19 protein-coding genes are annotated in these 19,086 nt (G+C 45.8%); 11 read left to right on the forward strand and 8 right to left on the reverse strand.

Going from position 1 to position 19,086, the window contains the following annotated elements:
* Positions 1-255: 255 nt before the first annotated feature.
* Both QUA40_RS07715 and QUA40_RS07720 read right to left on the reverse strand, forming a co-directional pair.
* Positions 256-1,779 carry a peptide ligase PGM1-related protein gene (locus QUA40_RS07715; RefSeq protein WP_333123578.1) on the reverse strand — a complete coding sequence of 508 codons (1,524 nt, stop codon included), beginning with the start codon at positions 1,777-1,779 and terminating at the stop codon, positions 256-258.
* A gap of 249 nt (positions 1,780-2,028) precedes the next feature.
* Positions 2,029-3,645: a glycosyltransferase family 39 protein gene (locus QUA40_RS07720; protein ID WP_333123581.1), complete on the reverse strand. Its 1,617-nt coding sequence runs from the start codon at positions 3,643-3,645 to the stop codon at positions 2,029-2,031.
* 317 nt (positions 3,646-3,962) lie between these two features.
* Here QUA40_RS07720 and recA point away from each other — a divergent pair, with 317 nt between their 5' ends.
* A complete protein-coding gene (gene recA / locus QUA40_RS07725) occupies positions 3,963-5,105 on the forward strand; it encodes a recombinase RecA (RefSeq protein ID WP_333123582.1) in 1,143 nt (380 codons plus the stop codon).
* A gap of 174 nt (positions 5,106-5,279) precedes the next feature.
* On the opposite strand, the gene QUA40_RS07730 is transcribed toward recA, so the two are convergent.
* Positions 5,280-5,717 (reverse strand): hypothetical protein, encoded by a 438-nt coding sequence (locus QUA40_RS07730; RefSeq protein WP_333123584.1) that lies wholly within the window; start codon positions 5,715-5,717, stop codon positions 5,280-5,282.
* A 295-nt stretch (positions 5,718-6,012) separates the two neighbouring features.
* Between QUA40_RS07730 and QUA40_RS07735 the strand changes: the two genes are divergently transcribed.
* A complete protein-coding gene (locus QUA40_RS07735) occupies positions 6,013-7,497 on the forward strand; it encodes a NarK family nitrate/nitrite MFS transporter (RefSeq protein ID WP_333123587.1) in 1,485 nt (494 codons plus the stop codon).
* A 119-nt stretch (positions 7,498-7,616) separates the two neighbouring features.
* Here the strand turns inward: QUA40_RS07735 and QUA40_RS07740 are convergent, their stop codons facing one another.
* Positions 7,617-8,336: a hypothetical protein gene (locus QUA40_RS07740; protein ID WP_333123590.1), complete on the reverse strand. Its 720-nt coding sequence runs from the start codon at positions 8,334-8,336 to the stop codon at positions 7,617-7,619.
* A gap of 618 nt (positions 8,337-8,954) precedes the next feature.
* Between QUA40_RS07740 and QUA40_RS07745 the strand changes: the two genes are divergently transcribed.
* The 3 genes from QUA40_RS07745 (at position 8,955) to QUA40_RS07755 (ending at position 9,685) form a co-directional block, all read left to right on the forward strand.
* Complete coding sequence (locus QUA40_RS07745; RefSeq protein ID WP_333123592.1) at positions 8,955-9,164, forward strand: hypothetical protein; 210 nt, start codon at positions 8,955-8,957, stop codon at positions 9,162-9,164.
* A gap of 96 nt (positions 9,165-9,260) precedes the next feature.
* Complete coding sequence (locus QUA40_RS07750; protein ID WP_333123594.1) at positions 9,261-9,431, forward strand: hypothetical protein; 171 nt, start codon at positions 9,261-9,263, stop codon at positions 9,429-9,431.
* 29 nt (positions 9,432-9,460) lie between these two features.
* Complete coding sequence (locus QUA40_RS07755) at positions 9,461-9,685, forward strand: helix-turn-helix transcriptional regulator (protein ID WP_333036912.1); 225 nt, start codon at positions 9,461-9,463, stop codon at positions 9,683-9,685.
* 117 nt (positions 9,686-9,802) lie between these two features.
* Here QUA40_RS07755 and QUA40_RS07760 read toward each other — a convergent pair whose 3' ends face one another.
* The 3 genes from QUA40_RS07760 to QUA40_RS07770 form a co-directional block, all read right to left on the reverse strand.
* A complete protein-coding gene (locus tag QUA40_RS07760) occupies positions 9,803-10,699 on the reverse strand; it encodes an alpha/beta hydrolase (RefSeq protein WP_333123597.1) in 897 nt (298 codons plus the stop codon).
* 217 nt (positions 10,700-10,916) lie between these two features.
* Positions 10,917-12,389: a D-alanyl-D-alanine carboxypeptidase/D-alanyl-D-alanine endopeptidase gene (gene dacB, locus QUA40_RS07765; RefSeq protein WP_445301133.1), complete on the reverse strand. Its 1,473-nt coding sequence runs from the start codon at positions 12,387-12,389 to the stop codon at positions 10,917-10,919.
* A gap of 81 nt (positions 12,390-12,470) precedes the next feature.
* Positions 12,471-12,797, reverse strand: a complete 327-nt coding sequence (locus tag QUA40_RS07770; protein WP_333123603.1) for a (2Fe-2S) ferredoxin domain-containing protein — start codon at positions 12,795-12,797, stop codon at positions 12,471-12,473.
* A gap of 244 nt (positions 12,798-13,041) precedes the next feature.
* Here QUA40_RS07770 and QUA40_RS07775 point away from each other — a divergent pair, with 244 nt between their 5' ends.
* From QUA40_RS07775 to QUA40_RS07790, 4 genes are all read left to right on the forward strand, one after another.
* Positions 13,042-13,503: a CBS domain-containing protein gene (locus tag QUA40_RS07775; protein ID WP_333123605.1), complete on the forward strand. Its 462-nt coding sequence runs from the start codon at positions 13,042-13,044 to the stop codon at positions 13,501-13,503.
* Positions 13,504-13,634: 131 nt separating this feature from the next.
* The gene (gene nblB / locus QUA40_RS07780; RefSeq protein WP_333123608.1) at positions 13,635-14,309 is read left to right on the forward strand and encodes a phycobilisome degradation protein NblB; all 675 of its coding nucleotides are present in this window, start codon (positions 13,635-13,637) and stop codon (positions 14,307-14,309) included.
* 482 nt (positions 14,310-14,791) lie between these two features.
* Positions 14,792-16,105, forward strand: coding sequence for a CAP domain-containing protein (locus tag QUA40_RS07785; protein WP_333123610.1), 1,314 nt, complete (start codon positions 14,792-14,794; stop codon positions 16,103-16,105).
* Between the two features lie 162 nt (positions 16,106-16,267).
* A complete protein-coding gene (locus QUA40_RS07790; RefSeq protein ID WP_333123613.1) occupies positions 16,268-16,405 on the forward strand; it encodes a hypothetical protein in 138 nt (45 codons plus the stop codon).
* A 10-nt stretch (positions 16,406-16,415) separates the two neighbouring features.
* Here the strand turns inward: QUA40_RS07790 and QUA40_RS07795 are convergent, their stop codons facing one another.
* The gene (locus tag QUA40_RS07795) at positions 16,416-18,056 is read right to left on the reverse strand and encodes an EAL domain-containing protein (RefSeq protein WP_333123615.1); all 1,641 of its coding nucleotides are present in this window, start codon (positions 18,054-18,056) and stop codon (positions 16,416-16,418) included.
* A 445-nt stretch (positions 18,057-18,501) separates the two neighbouring features.
* Here QUA40_RS07795 and QUA40_RS07800 point away from each other — a divergent pair, with 445 nt between their 5' ends.
* Positions 18,502-18,645: a hypothetical protein gene (locus QUA40_RS07800; protein ID WP_333123618.1), complete on the forward strand. Its 144-nt coding sequence runs from the start codon at positions 18,502-18,504 to the stop codon at positions 18,643-18,645.
* Between the two features lie 63 nt (positions 18,646-18,708).
* Positions 18,709-19,032: a hypothetical protein gene (locus tag QUA40_RS07805; RefSeq protein ID WP_333123622.1), complete on the forward strand. Its 324-nt coding sequence runs from the start codon at positions 18,709-18,711 to the stop codon at positions 19,030-19,032.
* The last annotated feature ends 54 nt before the right edge of the window (positions 19,033-19,086 follow it).

Here is a 19,086-nt window from a genome sequence, read left to right on the forward strand (position 1 = left end):
ACACAAACCATGTCCGCCTCCGCGGACTAAGAAATATGGAATTTGAGAGCAATGTGCGATGGCTTACGCCCCGCTACGATTCTTCAACCCGCGGAGGCGGGTTTTGTTTGTGTTGACGCGGTTTTCAACCGCCGGGGTTTGTGGGTTGATGGGTGATATCAATTCCTCTGAGATCGGAATCATTCATCTCTTGCTCTGCGTCAAGAGCGGTTTAATCATTCCGATACAACCGGAATTGATATCATTCCAGCATATTTAGTAAGACGTTTCGCGATCGAGCACTTTCACCACTTTGTTGTACATATCCTCTGCTTCTTGCGGCGAATTGCCGATACTCGTCAACCCCAATTTGCCAAACTCCGACAAACAACCCATTAAATGAAACACACTCCCCGTCTCAGTACCGGTGTCAAAGTGCAGTTGATTATCAGCAATAATATCCATCAAATCGTTCGGTAATAATCCCCGATAGCGCTCTTTTTTCAAATTGTCCGAAGCGACATAATATTTCGGACGGCCCTGCTGGCTGTAAAATAATCCGGTAGTACGCTCGTACCGACCGTTTGTTAACAGCTTCAAAGCCATAAACGGATGAGTTGTGCCTCCTTTTCGTAAGTTAATTTCTATTGCTTGAACATCCCATTTCCCATCGGATTGCTTTACAGCGAGAAAATCTACTCCAAATCTCTCTAAAGCCCCTTTTTTAGCTAAGTTTTGCCCGACTTTCCATCCCAATTCTTGCAAGGCCAGCCGGTAAGATTCGTCCGCAGGAAATCGGCAACCCAAGAAAATTTGACCGTCTGGGCCTCCTAAAATCTGGTCGTGAGTGGAGAGGATTTCTACTTCGCCGCTGGGAATAATTCTGCCTTGAACACTGGGCGAGAACTTTTCTTCTCCTTCAATAAATGCTTCGGCAATTGCCCCTAATTCGGGAATGCGGCTGCTAAAATTTTCCCAGGTTTCGCCTGTGGATTGAAAGCGCAAATTATGGAAGCAATCCCCTATTGCCTTCGCTCTTTCTTGAGGCGCTTTACTTGCCAGGGAACGCAGATCTAGAATTGCATTTCCTTCCCCCGAAAAACCTTCATTTAACTTAATTACCATCCGCTGCAAATCCGGCTGCCGTCCCCACAATTGAGCGGCCGCTTCTGCTAAATCTTCCGCATTCCAAACCAACTCGGAACCGTCAGGATAAGGCACGCCACATTCTTGGAAAATTTGCCTGCTGCCGCTTTTTGTTCCCCAGTATAACAGATCGGGATCGCTGGCCCACAAAGGAATCCCCAATTTAACAGATAACTCGCGTTCTAAGGGTGTCGAGTTATAACAAACCATATAAGATTTTGTCGGCCGTACTGCTTGACGAATGCGCTCCATCAAGCGAGGGCGCTCTAAAATTTTCTGGGTGAGGGATTTGGCAGAAGCATCGTAAGCACTGAACAGCAAAAGCCGATCGCGCGCGTGAGAAAATGGAATTCCCGGCAGCAATTGCAGGTAATAATCCACAATCATCGGGTGCAAGGGTTCCGAGGTAATGTAAATTAAGCGCGTGCGGGGATTTCGCAGGCGAATCAATGAAAATAAATGTCGCTCTTCGTAGTGGTAAGCACCCTCAATTTTCCGCATTTCTTGCTGATCTAAGCTGACAGAAGGAATGATAATAATGTCACAATCTCCGCTGTCGAATTCTTCTATTGCTCCCCAACGTTCGCGTAATTCTGTCTGAAGATTGCGAAATTGCTGTGCGGATTCGGAAGATGAATTATTTAACTTTTGCATTGCGTTTAATCCTAATTATTCAAATAATTATTGCTGATTATGTCGGGTATGTCAGCCCAGATACCTGAGACAACTCAAACAGTTTGTTCTGACTACAATCCTCAATCTTATACCAATTATTAAAAGTCAAAGCGAACAGTAGGGACACGGTATTGCCGTGTCCCTAATCCCCCCGCCGGACAAGGCCTTGCCATCTCCCTACAGATGCTTACGTACAATCTATCTGTCTCACTACTTTTCATAATTGCTCTAAGAAGCTCGTCGCACTCGAAAAAGTCTAGCATATTCCAATATAGGCTCTAAGCGGCGTTGATTTTGCTTGAGTGCCGATCGCAATTTTTCCGAAGGGCGGAACACCAGGGGAGCCGAATATTTGTTCAGCATCTCGATTTCTGGCGACTGGCTCAGCAGCATCAACCGCACGTCTTTGTCGAGCAAATAACTCAGAGAAAGCAAATCTCCCATGTTCGTAAAATCGTTGCCGCGATCGCTAATTACAATTGTATCTTTAATCGACCGATTAGCTATCGCTTCTTTGTTAATAATTTTCGCAACTTCAGCATTAAAATAGCTCAAGTCTTTGCTCCACCAAGTATCAGAAAAAGTGCTAACTGTACAGGAGGCTACACTTGCTGTAAATACCAAGGCTAAAATGACTTGCCAAAACCGCTGCTGAGTTTTCACGTTACTGGCGAGTAAGTAAGCAACTGCTAGCTGCACTCCCGGAAAGCAGGAAATCAGATAGCGGCTGACGGCGGAACGTTTTCCGCCTAAGATTATATCCGGTAACGCTAGGAGCAAAAAAGGTACAAAAATTGATGTTAAAATAAACAGCCAAGTTGAACTGCTAGTCCGGCTGCAGATTTTGTAAATTGCTGCAACAATTAACAGCAAAAATGGCACTCTCAGCAGATAAGTCCAGATATTATTAAAGCCAAAGTCTAAGTCAAAAAATAATGAGGTAAAGCTGAGCGTCCACAATTTGACAAGATACAGCCAACCCGGAGATACTCGCGTCCAATCTGTCGTAGCTGATGCTTGTCCCAGGTTGGTTGCCAGCACGTAAATCCACGGAAAATACAATATTAAAGCTGCGGTTACGGCTAAGAAAAATTGGGAATTAGTTACGTGACCTCGCAATTTTGTTTTTTTGACAAACAACCAGTAAGAAATTATAAAAACTCCGTGTCCAATGAGTGTTAAACTGAAGAAAGGGTGAGTGTAGAAACCAAGGGCGAGCGCCAGGGAATAACACGCCCAATTTTGCCAATCCCGCAACCGCACTGCTCTTAGCAGCAGCCAACTGCTGCCAATAACTGTCGCTGTTAGCAAACTGTACTGCCTTGCTGTCTGAGCAAACAATATATCAAAGGGTGATAAAGCCAAAAGTGCTGTTGCTAATAAAGCCGTCAAATTCGAGGCGAAAAGTTCCTGAGCTAAAGCGTACATCAAAGGCAGCGACAGCAAACTCAATAGTGCCGGCAAACTGCGGGATGCTGTTATAGAACTGCCAAATTCCTGCATCCACCAACGAGCCATGAGAAAGTATAAAGGCGGATGCTGCGGATCTTCTAGTGCTAAAGAACGAATTGTGTCTGCTTCTGTACTTCCCGATTTAATCCGCTGATATTTTTGCAATTCTGGTGCGGGAACAATTCGGTTTTGGAATAGTTTTTCGTCGATTTCTTGGCGGGTGAAACCAGCGGCGCGGATTGATGTGTAAGCTTCGTCGTGCCAGTAAAGTTTGCGATCGATCTCAAAAAACCGAAATCCGATACCTAGTAAAATGCCGATCGCCAATAAGCTCATCAGCCAGCGGGAATTTTTGGTATTAACAGATGTGTCTGGATGTGTTGTAGATCCCATGCTTGTCCTATTTGTGGCGATTCCCTCCGGGATAGCTACGCTTGACGGAATTTGGAACTGTAGACCATCCTAAACCGCACTCCGAGAGCGATCGATACGCAGTACATACCCCAACAGACGATCATTCTACCCTCTGCTGGATGCCGAATACCTCTACATCAGTGCCTTCTGAAAGCTGGCTCAGGCTGAACCACCCCCAAAATCAAGAATCTTCAACCAGATCCTCCCAGAACCTCCAGACCCCAAAAATAACTGCTAACATACGTGTTGTACAGTTAATCAACAAGCTCCGCAAGGGGTCTACCCGCGTACCGCAAATGGCAAAAAAAGAAACGTCTATAAAAACTTCCACTGAAAACTCAGAAAAGCAAAAAGCTCTAACTTCCGTACTGGCCCAAATCGAGCGCAGCTTTGGCAAAGGGGCGATCGTCCGATTGGGAGACTCCACTCGCATGAGGGTAGAAACCATTCCCACCGGAGCCCTGACACTGGACATTGCTTTGGGCGGCGGTTTGCCAAAAGGCCGAGTCATTGAAATTTACGGCCCCGAAAGTTCCGGTAAAACCACTCTAGCCCTCCACGCGATCGCCGAAGTCCAAAAATCCGGCGGAATCGCAGCCTTCGTCGATGCCGAACACGCCCTCGATCCCACCTACGCCTCAGCTTTAGGCGTCGATATTGAAAATCTCTTAGTTTCCCAGCCGGATACCGGCGAAATGGCCCTCGAAATTGTCGATCAACTCGTGCGTTCCGTCGCCGTCGATATCGTAGTAATTGACTCCGTAGCCGCCCTCGTCCCCCGCGCCGAAATCGAAGGCGACATGGGCGACTCCCACATGGGTTTGCAAGCGCGCTTAATGAGCCAAGCTTTACGGAAAATCACCGGCAACATCGGCAAATCCGGCTGTACCGTCATCTTCCTCAACCAATTGCGGCAGAAAATCGGCATAACTTACGGCAACCCTGAAACCACAACCGGCGGTAACGCACTCAAGTTCTACGCCAGCGTGCGGCTCGATATTCGCCGCATTCAAAGCTTGAAAAAAGGTACCGAAGAATACGGCAACCGCACGAAAGTTAAAGTTGCTAAAAATAAAGTTGCTCCGCCTTTCCGTATTGCCGAATTTGACATTGTATTTGGCAAAGGCATTTCTACTTTAGGCTGTCTGACTGACTTGGCCGACGAAATGGGAGTAATTACTAAGAAAGGTTCTTGGTATAGCTACAACGGAGAGAACATAGCTCAAGGACGAGACAAAGTGATCCAGCACATGGAGAAAAACATCGATTTCAAAAATGAAATTGAGGAACTAGTTAAAAAGAAACTTGAGACTGGTGCTGTGGTTTCTGCTAATTCTGTTGCCCCGGTTGACAATAATGACGATGAGGATGCAGAAGATTTAGACAATGTAGAAGATCTAGATAATGTAGAAGATGTAGAGGATTTGGAAGAAATCTAAATCTTTTAGTCAATAAATGCGATAGCTGTTAGAGCCCCGACTTTTTAAATAAGTCGGGGCTCTGTTTATTCTGTTTTTTTAATATCTAGGGGTAAAGCATTGGAGAGAATACAAAGAACCCCGACTTCATTGAAGAAGTCGGGGTTCTAAAATAAGAGTATTTCACCACGTTGTCTAATGTTGAGGAGTTTGGTGCAAGGAAATCTCTAAAACTTCTATCTGCTGGTTGAGAGTAGCAGAGCGCTTCTGAGCATATTTGTCGTGCAGAAAAATACTTAAGCCCACACCCACTGGCAAAACAAAATAGATAAATCCCAGCAACATCTGAGCAATTTCTTCTTGGGCTGCTGCATCGAATTGAGGCACAGCAGTAGGTTGACTTGTCGCGCTGTTGACTGGCTGCTGAGTGGATTGCTCGATCGCCTGTGCTTTTACTTGCGGTTGAGCTTCCTGGGCGATCGCCCCAGAAGCAGTTCCCAGGCATCCAGCCACTGCCACACATACTGTCAGAAAACTAAAAAGTCTTGATTTAACCTTTAATCCGTTGTTCATGGCACTGGTTGAGTGGCGATCGCCTTGCTGAGTTTCTCTTTCGGTTAAGCGTACAAGCATTTTTACTTACCTGTCATTAAAATAAATTTAATTTCTGTATTCAAATATACTGTTTTTTTAATTTTAACGCAATAAGTATTTATTACTAAAATTAGGTTTAAATGCAATATCTGCATTAATTCCATGCCCCAGTTGGGGTTTTGAGCACAAACAGTAACTTTGTATACAATTTTTCCTCTGGACATCCACTTGAATGGGAACGCAACATAAAAGCGCGATAGTAAATAAACCGTTACCCCAAACAGTTAGAAAGTCAACTCGAAATTAATAATCTGTTTATGAGGACAAGTTATATATGCTTCAAGGGCTTTTATCGTTCAGAGGGCCTTTTCGGATTCTGAACCTGAGTTGGTTTGCTTTTTTCTTAACTTTCGTAGTTTGGTTCAACTACGCACCCTTCAGCACAACGGTGCAGCACGATTTGGGACTGACAGTTGGGCAAGCCAGAATCATCAGTCTGTGCAACCTAGCTTTCGCAATTCCTGCACGTATTATTATCGGGATGTTGCTCGATCGCTTCGGACCTCGCATCACCTTCTCTTCACTCCTGGTATATGCAGCATTTCCCACTCTGGCATTCGCCTTTGCCCAAAACTTCAATCAATTGGTTTTGAGCCGTTTGGCAATGGGAATTGTTGGCGGTGGATTCGTAGTTGGTATTCGCTTAGTTGCAGAATGGTTTCCCCCAAAAGATATCGGCTTCGCTCAAGGTATCTATGGCGGCTGGGGCAACTTTGGCTCTTTTGCCGCAGAAGCGGCGTTACCCGCAATCGCGGCAGGAACAGCCTTTCTCTCAGTCGGACACACAAATTGGCGACTGGCGATCGCCCTTACTGGGATTGCCGCAGCAGTTTTCGGAGTCATTTTTTACTGCAACGTTCAAGACACTCCTCCCGGCAAAGTCTATCAGCGCCCGGCCCGCAACGGCGCAATGGAAGTCACCAGCGCCAAAAGCTTTTGGGCACTGTCGATGGCCAATATTCCTCTATTTGGTGCCTTAGCTTTGATTGTGTGGCGCTTGCACAAAGCAAATTTTCTGACTGCAAATGTGATGTACGCTATTTGGATTAGTTTGACAGCACTGTATTTAATTCAGGCTTACAAAGCCTGGCAAGTTAACCGAGAAGTTGTCACAGGTCAAAAACATTACCCACCTCAAGAACGCTATCAAATCAGTCAAGTATTCGTATTAGAATTAGCTTATGCAGTCAGCTTTGGTTCAGAGCTCGCTGTGGTTTCCATGTTACCGGAATTTTTTGAACACACCTTCAATCTAAATCATGCGATCGCCGGGCCCATGGCTGCTACCTATCCCCTGATGAACTTGGTCAGCCGTCCAGCCGGAGGCTTAATTTCTGACAAAATCGGCAGCCGCAAGTGGACGCTGACAGTCATGACCGGCGGAGTGGGATTGGGGTATTTAATTATGAGCCAAATTACGGCAAGCTGGTATTTAGCAATTGTGATTGTCGTGACCATGTTATGTGCCTTCTTTGTCTTTGCCGCAGCAGGCGCAACTTTTGGCATCGCCTCCTTAATTAAACGAGAAGTAACTGGTCAAATTGCCGGCAATATCGGTGCTTACGGCAGTGTCGGCTCTGTAATTTACGCCACCCTTTATAGCTTTCTGCCTCGAACAGTTGCAGCCAACGGCAGCTTCTTTGAGGTACTCGGAACTGCTGCTTTAGTTGTCTGCTTCCTTTGTGTTTTTATCCTGAAGGAACCGAAGGTTATTGAAAGCAAAGATTTGGCAGAAGAAGCTATGCTGCTCGGCCACTAAATCGCAAATCAAGTTTTAATCAGAACAACTTAAAACAAGAGAAAACCCCGCAGCCTGACTTCTTTATTTAAGAAGTCAGGCTTTGAGATAAGCAGCAGCTTATTTATCACTTTTGTCACTTACTGCGGCATAGAAACGGGCTGAATGTATTGAGAATTAGCGCGCACATAACAGCCTTGTCTTGTCAGCAACCAGGGTTGACCGTTCGCCATCGTAATAGCATTTGCTCCCCTGAGTTCAGCCGCAACTGTATCTTTATCCGCGCGGTAAACTTGTTGAATTGCTCCGTTTGCGGTCTTGCGGCAGTTGAGTTGTCCATCTGGCGAGGTGACTCGCCAAGCAGGCCAAGTTACAAAACCATTTGTTTGACTCGACCAAGTATTAGCATTGCTAGAAGTATAGTCGCCACTTGCATTAGGACGCGGTAAAGCTTCGACTAAATTTACTTTAAATGTCTGGCCAAGAGAAGGACAATTTTCTCCTGCTTTCACCTTCCAAGTAACTTCGGCTCCCAATTGGCTGCTTCTTCCAACTTGACGCCTGACAATGGCAATATCTCCAGAACAAACAATTTTTCTGCCAGGGCCGGTCGCACTGTCTTTGAAAGTCCCATTGTAATAGTAAGAGCCTGCTGCTCCTTCGGAACGGGTAATTTGAATATTGCCCAAAAATTCCCGATTGCCTACTTTGGTCAAGTAAAAACCGCTGGGATTGTTCCCTTTTTCTGACAGATTTAAAGTAGTTTTACCGTTAGGATTAACATAAGTGGTAGCGCTAGCAGCCGCGCACCAAATTAATGACACAACTCCTGTGGATAACCAAATGTAAAGTTTTTTCACAGCAACACCTTGTATGAATCTCTACTTTATTTATAGCTGTTGGTGAAAATACTTAGCCAGTCGCTCAAATGAGTGTCACTCATTTGAGCGACATTCTAACGACATACGGGCAATTCCCCATGATTGGCACTACCAATTCGGTTCGGCAACCACGGGGGATTGGCACTACTGCGTAATTCCCAAAAATCAACTCTGTATAACTTCACCTTGCTTCAGCTCGCTTCAAGTCTCTTCACTTGTATGCACCTGCATCACCATGCCTGCGAGGTTCCACTTCTGACTCATTGCAAGTTCCAATAATTAGCAGCAGAATAAATTTATATACGTAAGTAAGGGAGTTCCAATCAACGCTAGATACTGTGGATTTTACGGCTACCTCCGGGTGGGTCAAGTTGCCGCAAGTAACACTAGCCAGATTTTGGCAACTGGCAGATTTCACCTCTGAGGCTGTGTGTAAAGAAATGTAAAAGCTCCTGAAACCCAATTGCTGTGACAGAAAGTACGGTTTCTAAGCTGAGTAGGTAAAAAAAAGTCGTCTTGATTTAGCGCAAAAATGAACTTGACAAACACCAATTAATTTGCCCGAAACTTAAATCATTGTTGAAGGGAGAATCAATCATGGCTGACGGTCAATTAGAAGTTATATTAAAGATGGCTCGAACAATTAATCCTCAAATTGAGAGTGATCGACATTTTGAAATAGACTTGGCAAAATTGCGCCAACTGCCAGCAGGAACATTAGGGTGCTCAGTGGCGCGGTTTCTAGACGAACAAGGCTTTGAGCCGATCGCCTCGGGAGACTGGATTCAGCGAAACCACGACGTTTAACCGGTTCTGACGGGTCTTTCCGCTTCAACAGAAGATGAATTTGTACTTCAAGCGTTTACTCGCGCTCAAGTCTTTCGCCCTTCCTGTGCGATTTTAGTGTTCGTTGGACTGATCAGCGGGTCAAGTTGCGCGATCGGACAAATTATCAAAGGCTTAAAACATGGAAAATTAGCCACTCGGCTAATTGACTGGGACGTTGCATCTGATTGGGAAACTCCTTTATCTGAAGTTCGAGAAAAACTCGGAATTCTACCCTTAATTGATTAGATTTTAAGTCGTTACCTCATTGCAAAAGTATGCAAAGCAAAAGTTACAAACCGGAAATTAGCCTGAGTCCACGCGAAAGAGCGATCGCGCAATTAGTAGCCCAAGGCCTGCCCAACAAATGTATTGCCAAAAATTTAAATATCAGTCACTGGACGGTTGCTACTTACGTGAGGCGGATTTTTATCAAACTCGGTGTTTGTTCCAGAACTGCGATGATTGCACTGCTGATCCAAGAAAATTTGCTTTGGGACTAATAAATAAGTAGGGTGCGTCAGATATTAAGAATGGGCAAGATGCGCGTTCCACAAAAATTCAATGTTCTTGTGGAACGCGCATCTTGCCCGTTCTTATTTACAAGCGTTAATTTTTTTCTATGCCAAAGCCACCGAACCAGAAGAATTTCTTAGAAAACTCAGCAATTCTCGATTCACCGTTTGCGGCGCTTCCTGCTGAATCCAGTGACCACAGTGAGGAACTAATTTCAACTTAAACGGAGCCGTAATTAATCTGTCTAAACCTTCTACAAGTTTGTGGCTCAAAAACGCATCTTCCTCTCCCCAAAGCACCAAAGTAGGCACTGTCACAGGTTCTAATTTCTGCCCCAAATTCCAAAGCCTCTGCGGATGAAACATCTGCCGATAATAATTGATAGCGGCTGCTAATACTCCCGGCTTTTCCAAAGCAGTCTGATAAATCTTAGTTTCCTCAGCGCTAAAAGCTCCTTTGCGAACAGCTTGTCCTTGGAAAACATTGTGAACAAAATCTTTCAAGTTTTGCCGGATAAACCATTCGGGAATGCCGGGAACCTGAAACGCCAAAACGTACCAACTGCGGCGGATTTGATCTAAATTGCTCGCCATTTCCTGCATGAATCGCTGCGGGTGCGGAGCGTTTAAAATTGCCAAGCGGTTGAGTTGTTCGGGGAATTTTTGAGCTAAGTGCCACGCAATCGCCCCTCCCCAATCATGACCTACAACGTGAGCTTTTGTATAACCTAGGCTCGCAATCAAACCGCGAATGTCCGCGCTTAGCGTATCTAAATCATAGCCGCTTTCCGGCTTGTCGGAATCGTTGTAGCCCCGCAAATCCGGCACTACCACCTTGAAATGACGCGCTAAAGCAGGAATTTGATGACGCCAAGAGTACCAAAACTCTGGAAACCCATGCAGGAGGAGAACGAGCTCGCCTTCTCCTTGAGAAACGCAGTGCAGGCGGATGTTATTGGTTTCGACAAAGATGTGTTGCTGTTCGGAATTGAAAGAATTCATAGTTGGAAAGTTAGACTTATTTTCGGGAAGTACAGAACCCGCCGACTGGTAGCAGGCTAAAACGTCCCAATGGTGTTAATTTTTCTACTTTTATTGTAGCTGCTTTTCGATCCCCGCCGCTGCAATCTAATTAAACTTAAAACTTGTAGGCTTTTTGGGTGTCCTGTGTTTTAGGTGTAACTACTGAGCTTAACTTTCTCACCTTAAATCTGTTGTTTTAACAGCGACGCAGGCGGTTCAATAATAGCACAATTTCGTCAGTTGCCGATCGCATTTTTGCAGCCGATAGGTCAGATTGATTGACGATAATGCTAAACACCAGGGGCTCGTAATTCGGAACTTCGATATATCCCGACAGCGCCGAAACTCCGCTCAAAGTTCCTGTTTTAGCTTGCAAAATTACGCGGTTTGGTGTATTATTAAAGCGAGTTTTCAAAGTGCCGTTCTCGCCAGCGATCGGCAGTGACTGGCGGTAAATAGATGCAGCAGGTGAATTGGCCATAAATCTCAAAGTTTGCACCAAGGCTTCAGGGCTAATTAAATTGTGGCGGGAAATTCCCGAACCGTCGGCTAATATGTAGCTGTTTGGATTTACTCCTAATTGAGTTAAAACTGTCTTTAACTCTTTCAAACCGATTTCACCTGTATCCTCTTGTGGCACAGGCATCTTGCCTGTGAGTGTTTGTGGCAGGGGCATCTTGTCTGTAACTTTTCCCAGCAATCTCAATAAAACTTCTGCATAAAGATTGTTGCTTTCGCGATTAGTTTCTTTCACCAATTCCGCTAGCGGCGGCGATTCAACGGTCGCTAATTCTTGATTTAAATTGCGAGAAGCCGAGGCAACTAAAGCCTGTTTAACAGGAATTCCCTCAGCCACTAGGGCTTGTTGAAAATACTGCAAAAAATTATTAGCGGGGTTGACAACTGCGACATAAGCTGATTCAGGTTCGCCACCAACTTTCAACTGTCCGCTCACTCGAATTATAGGTCGATCGAACTCCCGGCCAACTTCAATAAACTCAGATTCGCTTTGAGCGACTGTTACTGAATTGTTCTGAATTTGCCACTGATTTGCCAGCTTTGGTTCGGCAAAAGTAACTTTCAGAGGTTGCCCGAACGCCTGTGGGGACAAGAGAAGGTCGATCGCGTTTTGATTGAAAATTAAACTGTTAATCGGCGCTCCGTAGCCAGCTTGCGCGTCTTCCCATTCCCAATTCGGATTGACTGAACTGCCTTGAAAATAGCTGTCATCGCCAATCAACTGGTTAACTTGAGTGATTCCCCGCTGCTTCAACTGCTGCGCCAAGGATTTCAACTGAGGCTCAGCAATGCTCGGATCTCCCCTGCCGGCAACGTACAAACTCCCATTTTCTCCGCTGTAAACCGATGTCTTAATCCGAAAATCTGCACCGAGTTTCTGCAAAGCAGCGGCTGTAGTTAGCAGCTTGGCATTTGATGCTGGAATAAAATATTTTTGGGCGTCGCGGCTGTAAAGAGTAGTAGTAGAAGATAGAGGTTGAATCAAAATGCCCCAGCGCGATCGACTAAATTCGGGACGATTGGCGATCGCATCTACTTGTGCCCCCAATTCCCCAGGACAAATATCTCCAGCAACCGCCGACGTTTGAGCAGCAACCGCCGACGGACGCCCCAGCACCAGCACTAACAAACTAAGCGCAATTCCTTGGATTTTCAAAGTGGCAGTTCCTTAACAATAACTATTAAAATTAGATGCGCCAGAGCTTGGAAGTTTCACCGAATCAAGTCAATATTAATAATAATAACGCGCATGAATTCTCGGATTAAACAGCGCCTCTACAGGTTTTCCCCCTTTGAGGTGCTCTTCCACAATTAACGGTACATCACTCGGTTTAACTCGACAATACCAAATTTCGTCTGGAGTAACTCGTACAGTCGGGCCAGTGTTGCACTGTCCCTGACAGCTACTGGCCTCAACTATTACCCCTGGAACTTGTTGAGCTTCAAAAGCAGCTAGCACTGCTGCTGAACCATTTTTCAGGCAAGATTGATACTGGCAAACCAATACACAGCGAGCTTCTGGTTGGGATTCTGGTTCTCGGGCTGGAGATTCTGGCATTGGTAAGGATTTATCCGCTCTTTAATATATCTTAACAATCTTGTCAGGTTGATCGCTCGGCGGAGGGAGGCAAACGGCAGAATTTTACACTGCGATCGAAAAAAACAGCAAAATTCTGGCATTCAAACTTTTTCCTTCCTTCTACCTTCTAACGAATCCCTTCAGCAGAGCTGCCTTTCTTCAGTCTGTGTCACGCTTTCCCTATATGATCGATTTAGAGCAACAACTCAATCAACCGCTAATCATGCCAAAAACAGTAGCCGATGTAATGAGCCGCGAGCCGATTTTGGCGCGACCCGAAATGCCCTTGAACGAAGCGATTAAAATTTTAGCCGATAAACGCATTAGCGGTCTTCCTGTCGTAGATGAGAATGACTTGTTGGTAGGAGTCATCTCCGAAACCGACTTGATGTGGCGGGAAACCGGCGTAACTCCCCCCGCTTATATCATGGTGCTCGACAGCGTGATTTATTTGGAAAATCCATCTCGTTACGAGCGAGAACTCCACAAGGCTTTAGGACAAACAGTAGGAGAAGCGATGAGTACAGATCCAGTTACCATCGGACCCGACAAATCTGTCCAAGAAGCGGCCAAACTGATGCACGATCGCAGTATCCATCGATTGCCGGTGCTTGATACTGCAGGCAAAGTAATCGGCATCCTCACTAGGGGAGATATTATCCGCTCGATGGCTGCCGAATCTTAAATTAACTGTTGCAGTTGCAGGACTGTATCAGAAAATGAGCCGTGAAGCGAAGCTATCCCGTAGGGAATCGCTCTTTCAATCTCGCTCACTTTTGGCAATTACCAATTACCAATTATCAAATTTAAAATCGAATGAGCATTACCCCTGAGTCTGTCGAACAATTGCTGAATTCCGAGGATTTTGGCGAAAGACTGCGAGCAGTCAACCAACTGCGACAACTAGAACCCGCGATCGCCTATAAACTAATTCAAATTGCGATCGGCGACAAAAACGTCCGGGTTCGCTACGCAGCAGTCAGCCAATTATCAACCCTCGGCACGCAGAATCTGCAGAACGCTTTAGAGGTACTGCGAAACAGCTTGAACAACGACCCCGAACCCGACGTGCAAGCAGCAGCAGCCGATGCTTTGGGCGCATTGAAATTAACCGATGCTTTAGAAGATTTGCAGCAAGTTTATAGCAGTACATCTGAATGGCTGGTGCAACTGAGCATCGTCGCGGCTTTGGGAGAAATGGGAGATCCGAAAGCCTTTCCGATGTTAGAAAATGCCCTGACTTCTGAAAATGAATTGATCCAAACCATTGCCATCAGCGCATTAGGTGAATTGGGAGATAAACGGGCGCTGCCGCTGCTGCTTCCCTACGCTTCCAATGCAGATTGGCAGATCCGTTACAGAGTAGCTCAAGCTCTTGGGCGGTTGGGCGGTAAAGAAGCAGAGGCGGCTTTGGAAATTCTCGCCAAAGATGAGGTTGAACAAGTCGCTCAGGAGGCTAGAGGCGGACAAGAGAATAGTTTAAAGTTGTGAGTTTTTAGGTATGAATTTTGAATTAATTTAGAATTTTTTTTGAAGATTCTACTAAAAACTCCGATCGCGATCGCACACATAATTCAGAAACCCGGTTTCTTCCTATATTTCTCGTTCCTGTCCGCAAAACTCGTAGAAACCGGGTTTCTAGCCCGCCCGCCAGCAGGATGGGTGCCCAGCGCAAACCTTACTAATCAGGAAAAATCTCAAATCTCAAATCTCAAATTGTATTGATGCCACGGTCGATCGCAAATTCCTTTGAAACTATCCTTAAATTCGAGCGTACTCTTCCATTTTCCAACCAGAACCAGCCTCTTGACATCCGCACTTTGACAACAGCTATAATTAGAATAAATACAGCAGCGGCAGCGATTTACACAATTATTGAATTGTGCCCAGCCAAATAGCGATCGGGGAAACTATCGTTAAGACGGTAAGCAATCTACCAGCAAAACCAAGTCTTAAAACTGTTTATCATCCCCATGCTTGAACACTTACAAAATTCCGGTTCTCAGTCGTTGGACATTTTAACAGGAGAGCGATCGGCCTCTCAAGTCGCACCACCTTCAACCAATCAAAACTTTATTTATAGAGTTTTAGAGCTTACTAACATAGAACGCAGCAAATTAGGTTTGTCCCCGCTAACCTTAAATACTCAGTTACTAAATGCGGCGGAAAATCACACCCAAAACATGGCACTGCAAGACTTCTTTTCCCATATCGGAAAAGATGGTTCGTCATTAGGAACCCGGATTACTGCAACGGGCTATAAATTCTCAGCGGCAGCAGAAAACATCGCTGCTGGCTCTTCTACACCCGAACAAGTTGTATCATCATGGATGAACAGCAGCGGCCACCGCGCTAACATTCTTAACCCCAATCTCAAAGAAATTGGCATCGGTTACTATTTCTTAGCCGACGATACTGGCACAGAAAATTTCAATCACTATTGGACGCAAGTTTTTGCTACTTCTCTTGACGGTAGTGTCAATCCCGCACCGACACCTACACCCACACCAACTCCCACACCGACTCCCACACCAACTCCCACACCGACTCCCACACCAAATACTATATCGATTACTTCGCCAATACCCAATGCTATAGGGGATGGCAGCCCGACAACAGCACCCAAAAATACAGCCAGCGGGGGCAATTATTTCCTATCAGATAGTGCCGATACTCAAATACCGCCAAATGCTGCGGGATTGCCAATTTTTGCCCTTTCCGGCAAAGACAATATCACCGGGGGAGAAGAGGTTGATAGCATTAATGGAATGCAAGGTGCGGATACAATTAATGGCGCAGGCGGCAATGACAGCTTATCGGGCGGCAAAGAATCTGATTCAATTGATGGCGGTGTTGGCAATGATTTTATTAGCGGCAACAACGATAACGATCGACTAATCGGATCTGACGGTAACGATACTATTCGCGGCGGCAAAGAAGATGATGTCTTGATTGGCGGTAATGGCGACGATTTGTTGGCGGGCGATCGCGGGCAAGATATTCTGACGGGCGGCGCGGGAAATGATACGTTTATTTTAGCAGGAGGTTTGTCTGCTTCGGCTAGTTTAATCGGTGCTGATGTAATAGCCGATTTTGCGATCGGGGATAATATTGGTTTGACTGACGGTATGGGATTTGCCAACTTGACTTTTGAATCTGTGAGTTTGCAATTGGATGGAGGTGCAAGCATCGCTTCTACGGCGATTAAGTCGGGCAATAGTTATTTGGGAATCGTGCAGGGTGTAAGTCAAAGTCAGCTTACATCTTCTGTTTTTGTCAACACCTAAAAAACAGCATACCCAGATTCCCGACTTCTTGAAGAAGTCAATCGATTTTAGATTTTAGATTAAAGAATTGAAGCATTGACCCCACGGATAAATTCGGGGGCGCCTTTATCGGATACAGGTTTTTTATTTCTGGACGGATGAATCCGGGGGCTTGTATCATGGATGCTTTCTGTCAACTCAACCGTCGGCATGGGTACTGAGTTGACGATCGCATTATCAGTAAAAGCCAACTTAATCCGGTCAAGTCAGAGCTTTTTGCAAGCTCCCGTCATACCCTTCGGGTTGACGGCAAGTTCTTGACTGGTTCAGCTTAAAAGTGGGTGGCAATAGGGATAGATGCTGCATCAGACTGAAACGAGTCGTTTAGCACTTTGGTGATTGTATCAGCGTTAGCAGGGCGACTGAAGTAAAACCCTTGACCTTCATGGCAGCCTCGCGCTTGCAGGTAGTCACGCTGCTCCTTGGTTTCAATGCCTTCTGCGGTGATCGTTAACCGCAGACTTTTGGCCAGAGCAATGATCGCATCAGTAATGGTGGCGCTGTCCGGGTTAGACAGTACATCTTTGACAAAGGATCGATCGATCTTGAGCATATTAACCGGAAACCGTTGCAGGTAATTGAGGGAAGAATAACCTGTGCCAAAGTCATCTAGGGCGAGGGACACGCCAAGTTCTCGCAGTTGCGTTAAGATTTTGACCGATCGATCGATGTCAGTCATCAAGGCAGTTTCAGTCACTTCCAGTTCTAAATACGCAGCTTCGAGTTCCGTCTGGGCCAAAATTTGGCGAACCATCTCAACCAGATTCGGCTGCTCAAATTGTCGAGCCGACAGATTCACCGAAATCCGCAGGGCTGGCAGCCCAGCCAGTTGCCAGCGACGGGTTTGAGCGCAAGCCGTTCGCAATATCCATTCACCAATGGGCACGATCTCGCCATTGGCCTCGGCGATCGGAATAAATTTTACCGGAGGGACCAAACCCTCTGTAGAATGCTGCCAGCGAACCAGCGCCTCCGTTCCTGTCACCTGTCCGCTGTGCAGGTCGATCAGCGGTTGATAGTAAACCAGTAGTTCGTTACGCTCCAGCGCTCCGCGCAGGCTATTTTCTAGGGCCAGTCGCTCCTGTAAGTGAACGTTCATTTCGGGTGAATAAAACTGATAGTGGCTCCGCCCTTGCTGCTTTGCCTGATGAAGTGCGAAGTCGGCTTGCTGAAGAAGTTTATCTACAGAATTAGTATTTTCTAGATGGTTCAATGTAATGCCAAGACTGGCGGTGATGTGGATCGGGTTGCCCTTGATAGAGAAAGGTTTGGTCAGCGTACTCAGCAGCAGTTGGGATAGCTTGACCACACTCTCCAGCGAGGGGAGTTCGCTGCGAGCGATCGCAAACTCACCGTCGCCCAAACGCGCCAAGACATCTGATCGATCCATGCACTGTACCACCCGTTGGGAAACGGCTCTAATTAGTAAGTCGCATATCTCAGGCTCCAACGCATGGCGCATCCCTGTGAAATCATCGATACCCAATACCAGCACTGCGACCAAGGGTGAGTCATTTTGAGATCGGGTTTGATTCAGGCGATCGCAGAATAAGTCACGATTTGGCAATCCAGTCAGTTCATCGTAGTGGGTAATGTAATCAATCAATTCATCTAGTTTGTAAAGCGTTTGTGAGGAATTTGCCATCAGCGTACCGACTTCATCAGTAAACTCTGTGGGTAAGTTCGGCAATGTTCTTGTATCGAGGTAGTTTTGTAGAGCCTCCGAGGTTAAGATTACCGGAACAAGGAGGTAGCGTAGCGTAGAAAGCGTTGCTGCCGTACCCGCTAATGTCGCCACCAGAGCAATCAGGAGAACCCGGACTGATGTCTCTACAGAGTAAGCGTTTGAGGTAAGAAACCAGACCAGTAAGGTTAGCAAAGGAACGTGCGTGCCTAAAAATGCAACCAGCATAATTTTGGCAGTGTAGCTTTTTTTAAGCCAGGGGAGATGCCCCAAGGATGAGTATAGGTTAAGGTTAGGCTTTGGTTGCATAGGACTCGGTTTGAACTTTCAAAGTGGGTAGAGTATCCAGCAGTCTCGTACTAGGTACGTTGGCTTCAGAAACGGCTTTTTTAACTAAGGAGCGATCGCCTTACATTTGACAGATATTTTACAAATCGATCGACAGACAATACTGGGCCGCGCTCGCTTATCTGATAAAATATCGCAGCGATCGCCAAACAACAAATATATATACTGACCCTAATCGCCTTTCTCAAAAACGTCAATGATCCGCGCCAAAAATTACCGAAATTGAGTTTTTTGAAAGCTATAAATTATATCTACCTTCAGGTTTTAGTCCGCTACTGATAACTAATGACTAATAACTAATAACTAAATTACTAAAAGGGTAACTATGAAAAAAGTAGCTGTGTTTGGCAATGCTGGAGGCGGTAAATCAACTCTCAGCAAGAGATTATCGGAAATCACTGGTTTGCCACTTTACGCCTTGGATAAGATTCAATATCAATCTAGGGGCGGGGAGGTTCCAAATGAATAATATAAGCATACCCATGAGAAAATTTGGGCTACTGACGGATGGATTATTGACGGGTTTGGTTGCATGGAAACCGTCTGGCTTCGACTCAATGAGGCGGATAGTCTGGTTTGGGTCGATTTACCACTATACGTGCATTTTTGGTGGGTGACTAAACGGCTGATTTCAGGTAGCTTTATATCGTCAGAAGGCTGGTCTGAAAACAGTCCGATATTGAAGAGTTCAATTAATAGTTACCGCGCTCTTTGGTTGTGTCACAAGTATTTGACTCCCAGATATCGCGAGTATGTCGATCGCGCTCAAAATACCAAAAGTGTTTATCACATCAGATCCACTAAAGAGATTGCACAATTTTTGGAATCGATATCGCAAATGACAGTTGACAACTGAAGGGGGAAGGGGGCATGGGGCATGGGGCATGGGGCATCATCGCCGAAAGGCATT

Source organism: Microcoleus sp. Pol11C3, from assembly GCF_036701485.1.
GTDB lineage: Bacteria > Cyanobacteriota > Cyanobacteriia > Cyanobacteriales > Microcoleaceae > Microcoleus.

What these genes read in the sequence shown, in the direction of transcription:
- nblB (WP_333123608.1), top strand. Translation starts at nt 13,635, where the DNA reads ATGAGCATTACCCCTGAGTCTGTCGAACAATTGCTGAATTCCGAGGAT.
- QUA40_RS07730 (WP_333123584.1), bottom strand. Translation starts at nt 5,717, where the DNA reads ATGCTTGTACGCTTAACCGAAAGAGAAACTCAGCAAGGCGATCGCCAC.
- QUA40_RS07745 (WP_333123592.1), top strand. Translation starts at nt 8,955, where the DNA reads ATGGCTGACGGTCAATTAGAAGTTATATTAAAGATGGCTCGAACAATT.
- QUA40_RS07775 (WP_333123605.1), top strand. Translation starts at nt 13,042, where the DNA reads ATGCCAAAAACAGTAGCCGATGTAATGAGCCGCGAGCCGATTTTGGCG.
- QUA40_RS07800 (WP_333123618.1), top strand. Translation starts at nt 18,502, where the DNA reads ATGAAAAAAGTAGCTGTGTTTGGCAATGCTGGAGGCGGTAAATCAACT.
- recA (WP_333123582.1), top strand. Translation starts at nt 3,963, where the DNA reads ATGGCAAAAAAAGAAACGTCTATAAAAACTTCCACTGAAAACTCAGAA.
- QUA40_RS07795 (WP_333123615.1), bottom strand. Translation starts at nt 18,056, where the DNA reads ATGCTGGTTGCATTTTTAGGCACGCACGTTCCTTTGCTAACCTTACTG.
- QUA40_RS07790 (WP_333123613.1), top strand. Translation starts at nt 16,268, where the DNA reads ATGCTTTCTGTCAACTCAACCGTCGGCATGGGTACTGAGTTGACGATC.
- QUA40_RS07785 (WP_333123610.1), top strand. Translation starts at nt 14,792, where the DNA reads ATGCTTGAACACTTACAAAATTCCGGTTCTCAGTCGTTGGACATTTTA.
- QUA40_RS07735 (WP_333123587.1), top strand. Translation starts at nt 6,013, where the DNA reads ATGCTTCAAGGGCTTTTATCGTTCAGAGGGCCTTTTCGGATTCTGAAC.
- QUA40_RS07805 (WP_333123622.1), top strand. Translation starts at nt 18,709, where the DNA reads ATGGAAACCGTCTGGCTTCGACTCAATGAGGCGGATAGTCTGGTTTGG.
- QUA40_RS07720 (WP_333123581.1), bottom strand. Translation starts at nt 3,645, where the DNA reads ATGGGATCTACAACACATCCAGACACATCTGTTAATACCAAAAATTCC.
- QUA40_RS07760 (WP_333123597.1), bottom strand. Translation starts at nt 10,699, where the DNA reads ATGAATTCTTTCAATTCCGAACAGCAACACATCTTTGTCGAAACCAAT.
- QUA40_RS07715 (WP_333123578.1), bottom strand. Translation starts at nt 1,779, where the DNA reads ATGCAAAAGTTAAATAATTCATCTTCCGAATCCGCACAGCAATTTCGC.
- QUA40_RS07770 (WP_333123603.1), bottom strand. Translation starts at nt 12,797, where the DNA reads ATGCCAGAATCTCCAGCCCGAGAACCAGAATCCCAACCAGAAGCTCGC.
- QUA40_RS07755 (WP_333036912.1), top strand. Translation starts at nt 9,461, where the DNA reads ATGCAAAGCAAAAGTTACAAACCGGAAATTAGCCTGAGTCCACGCGAA.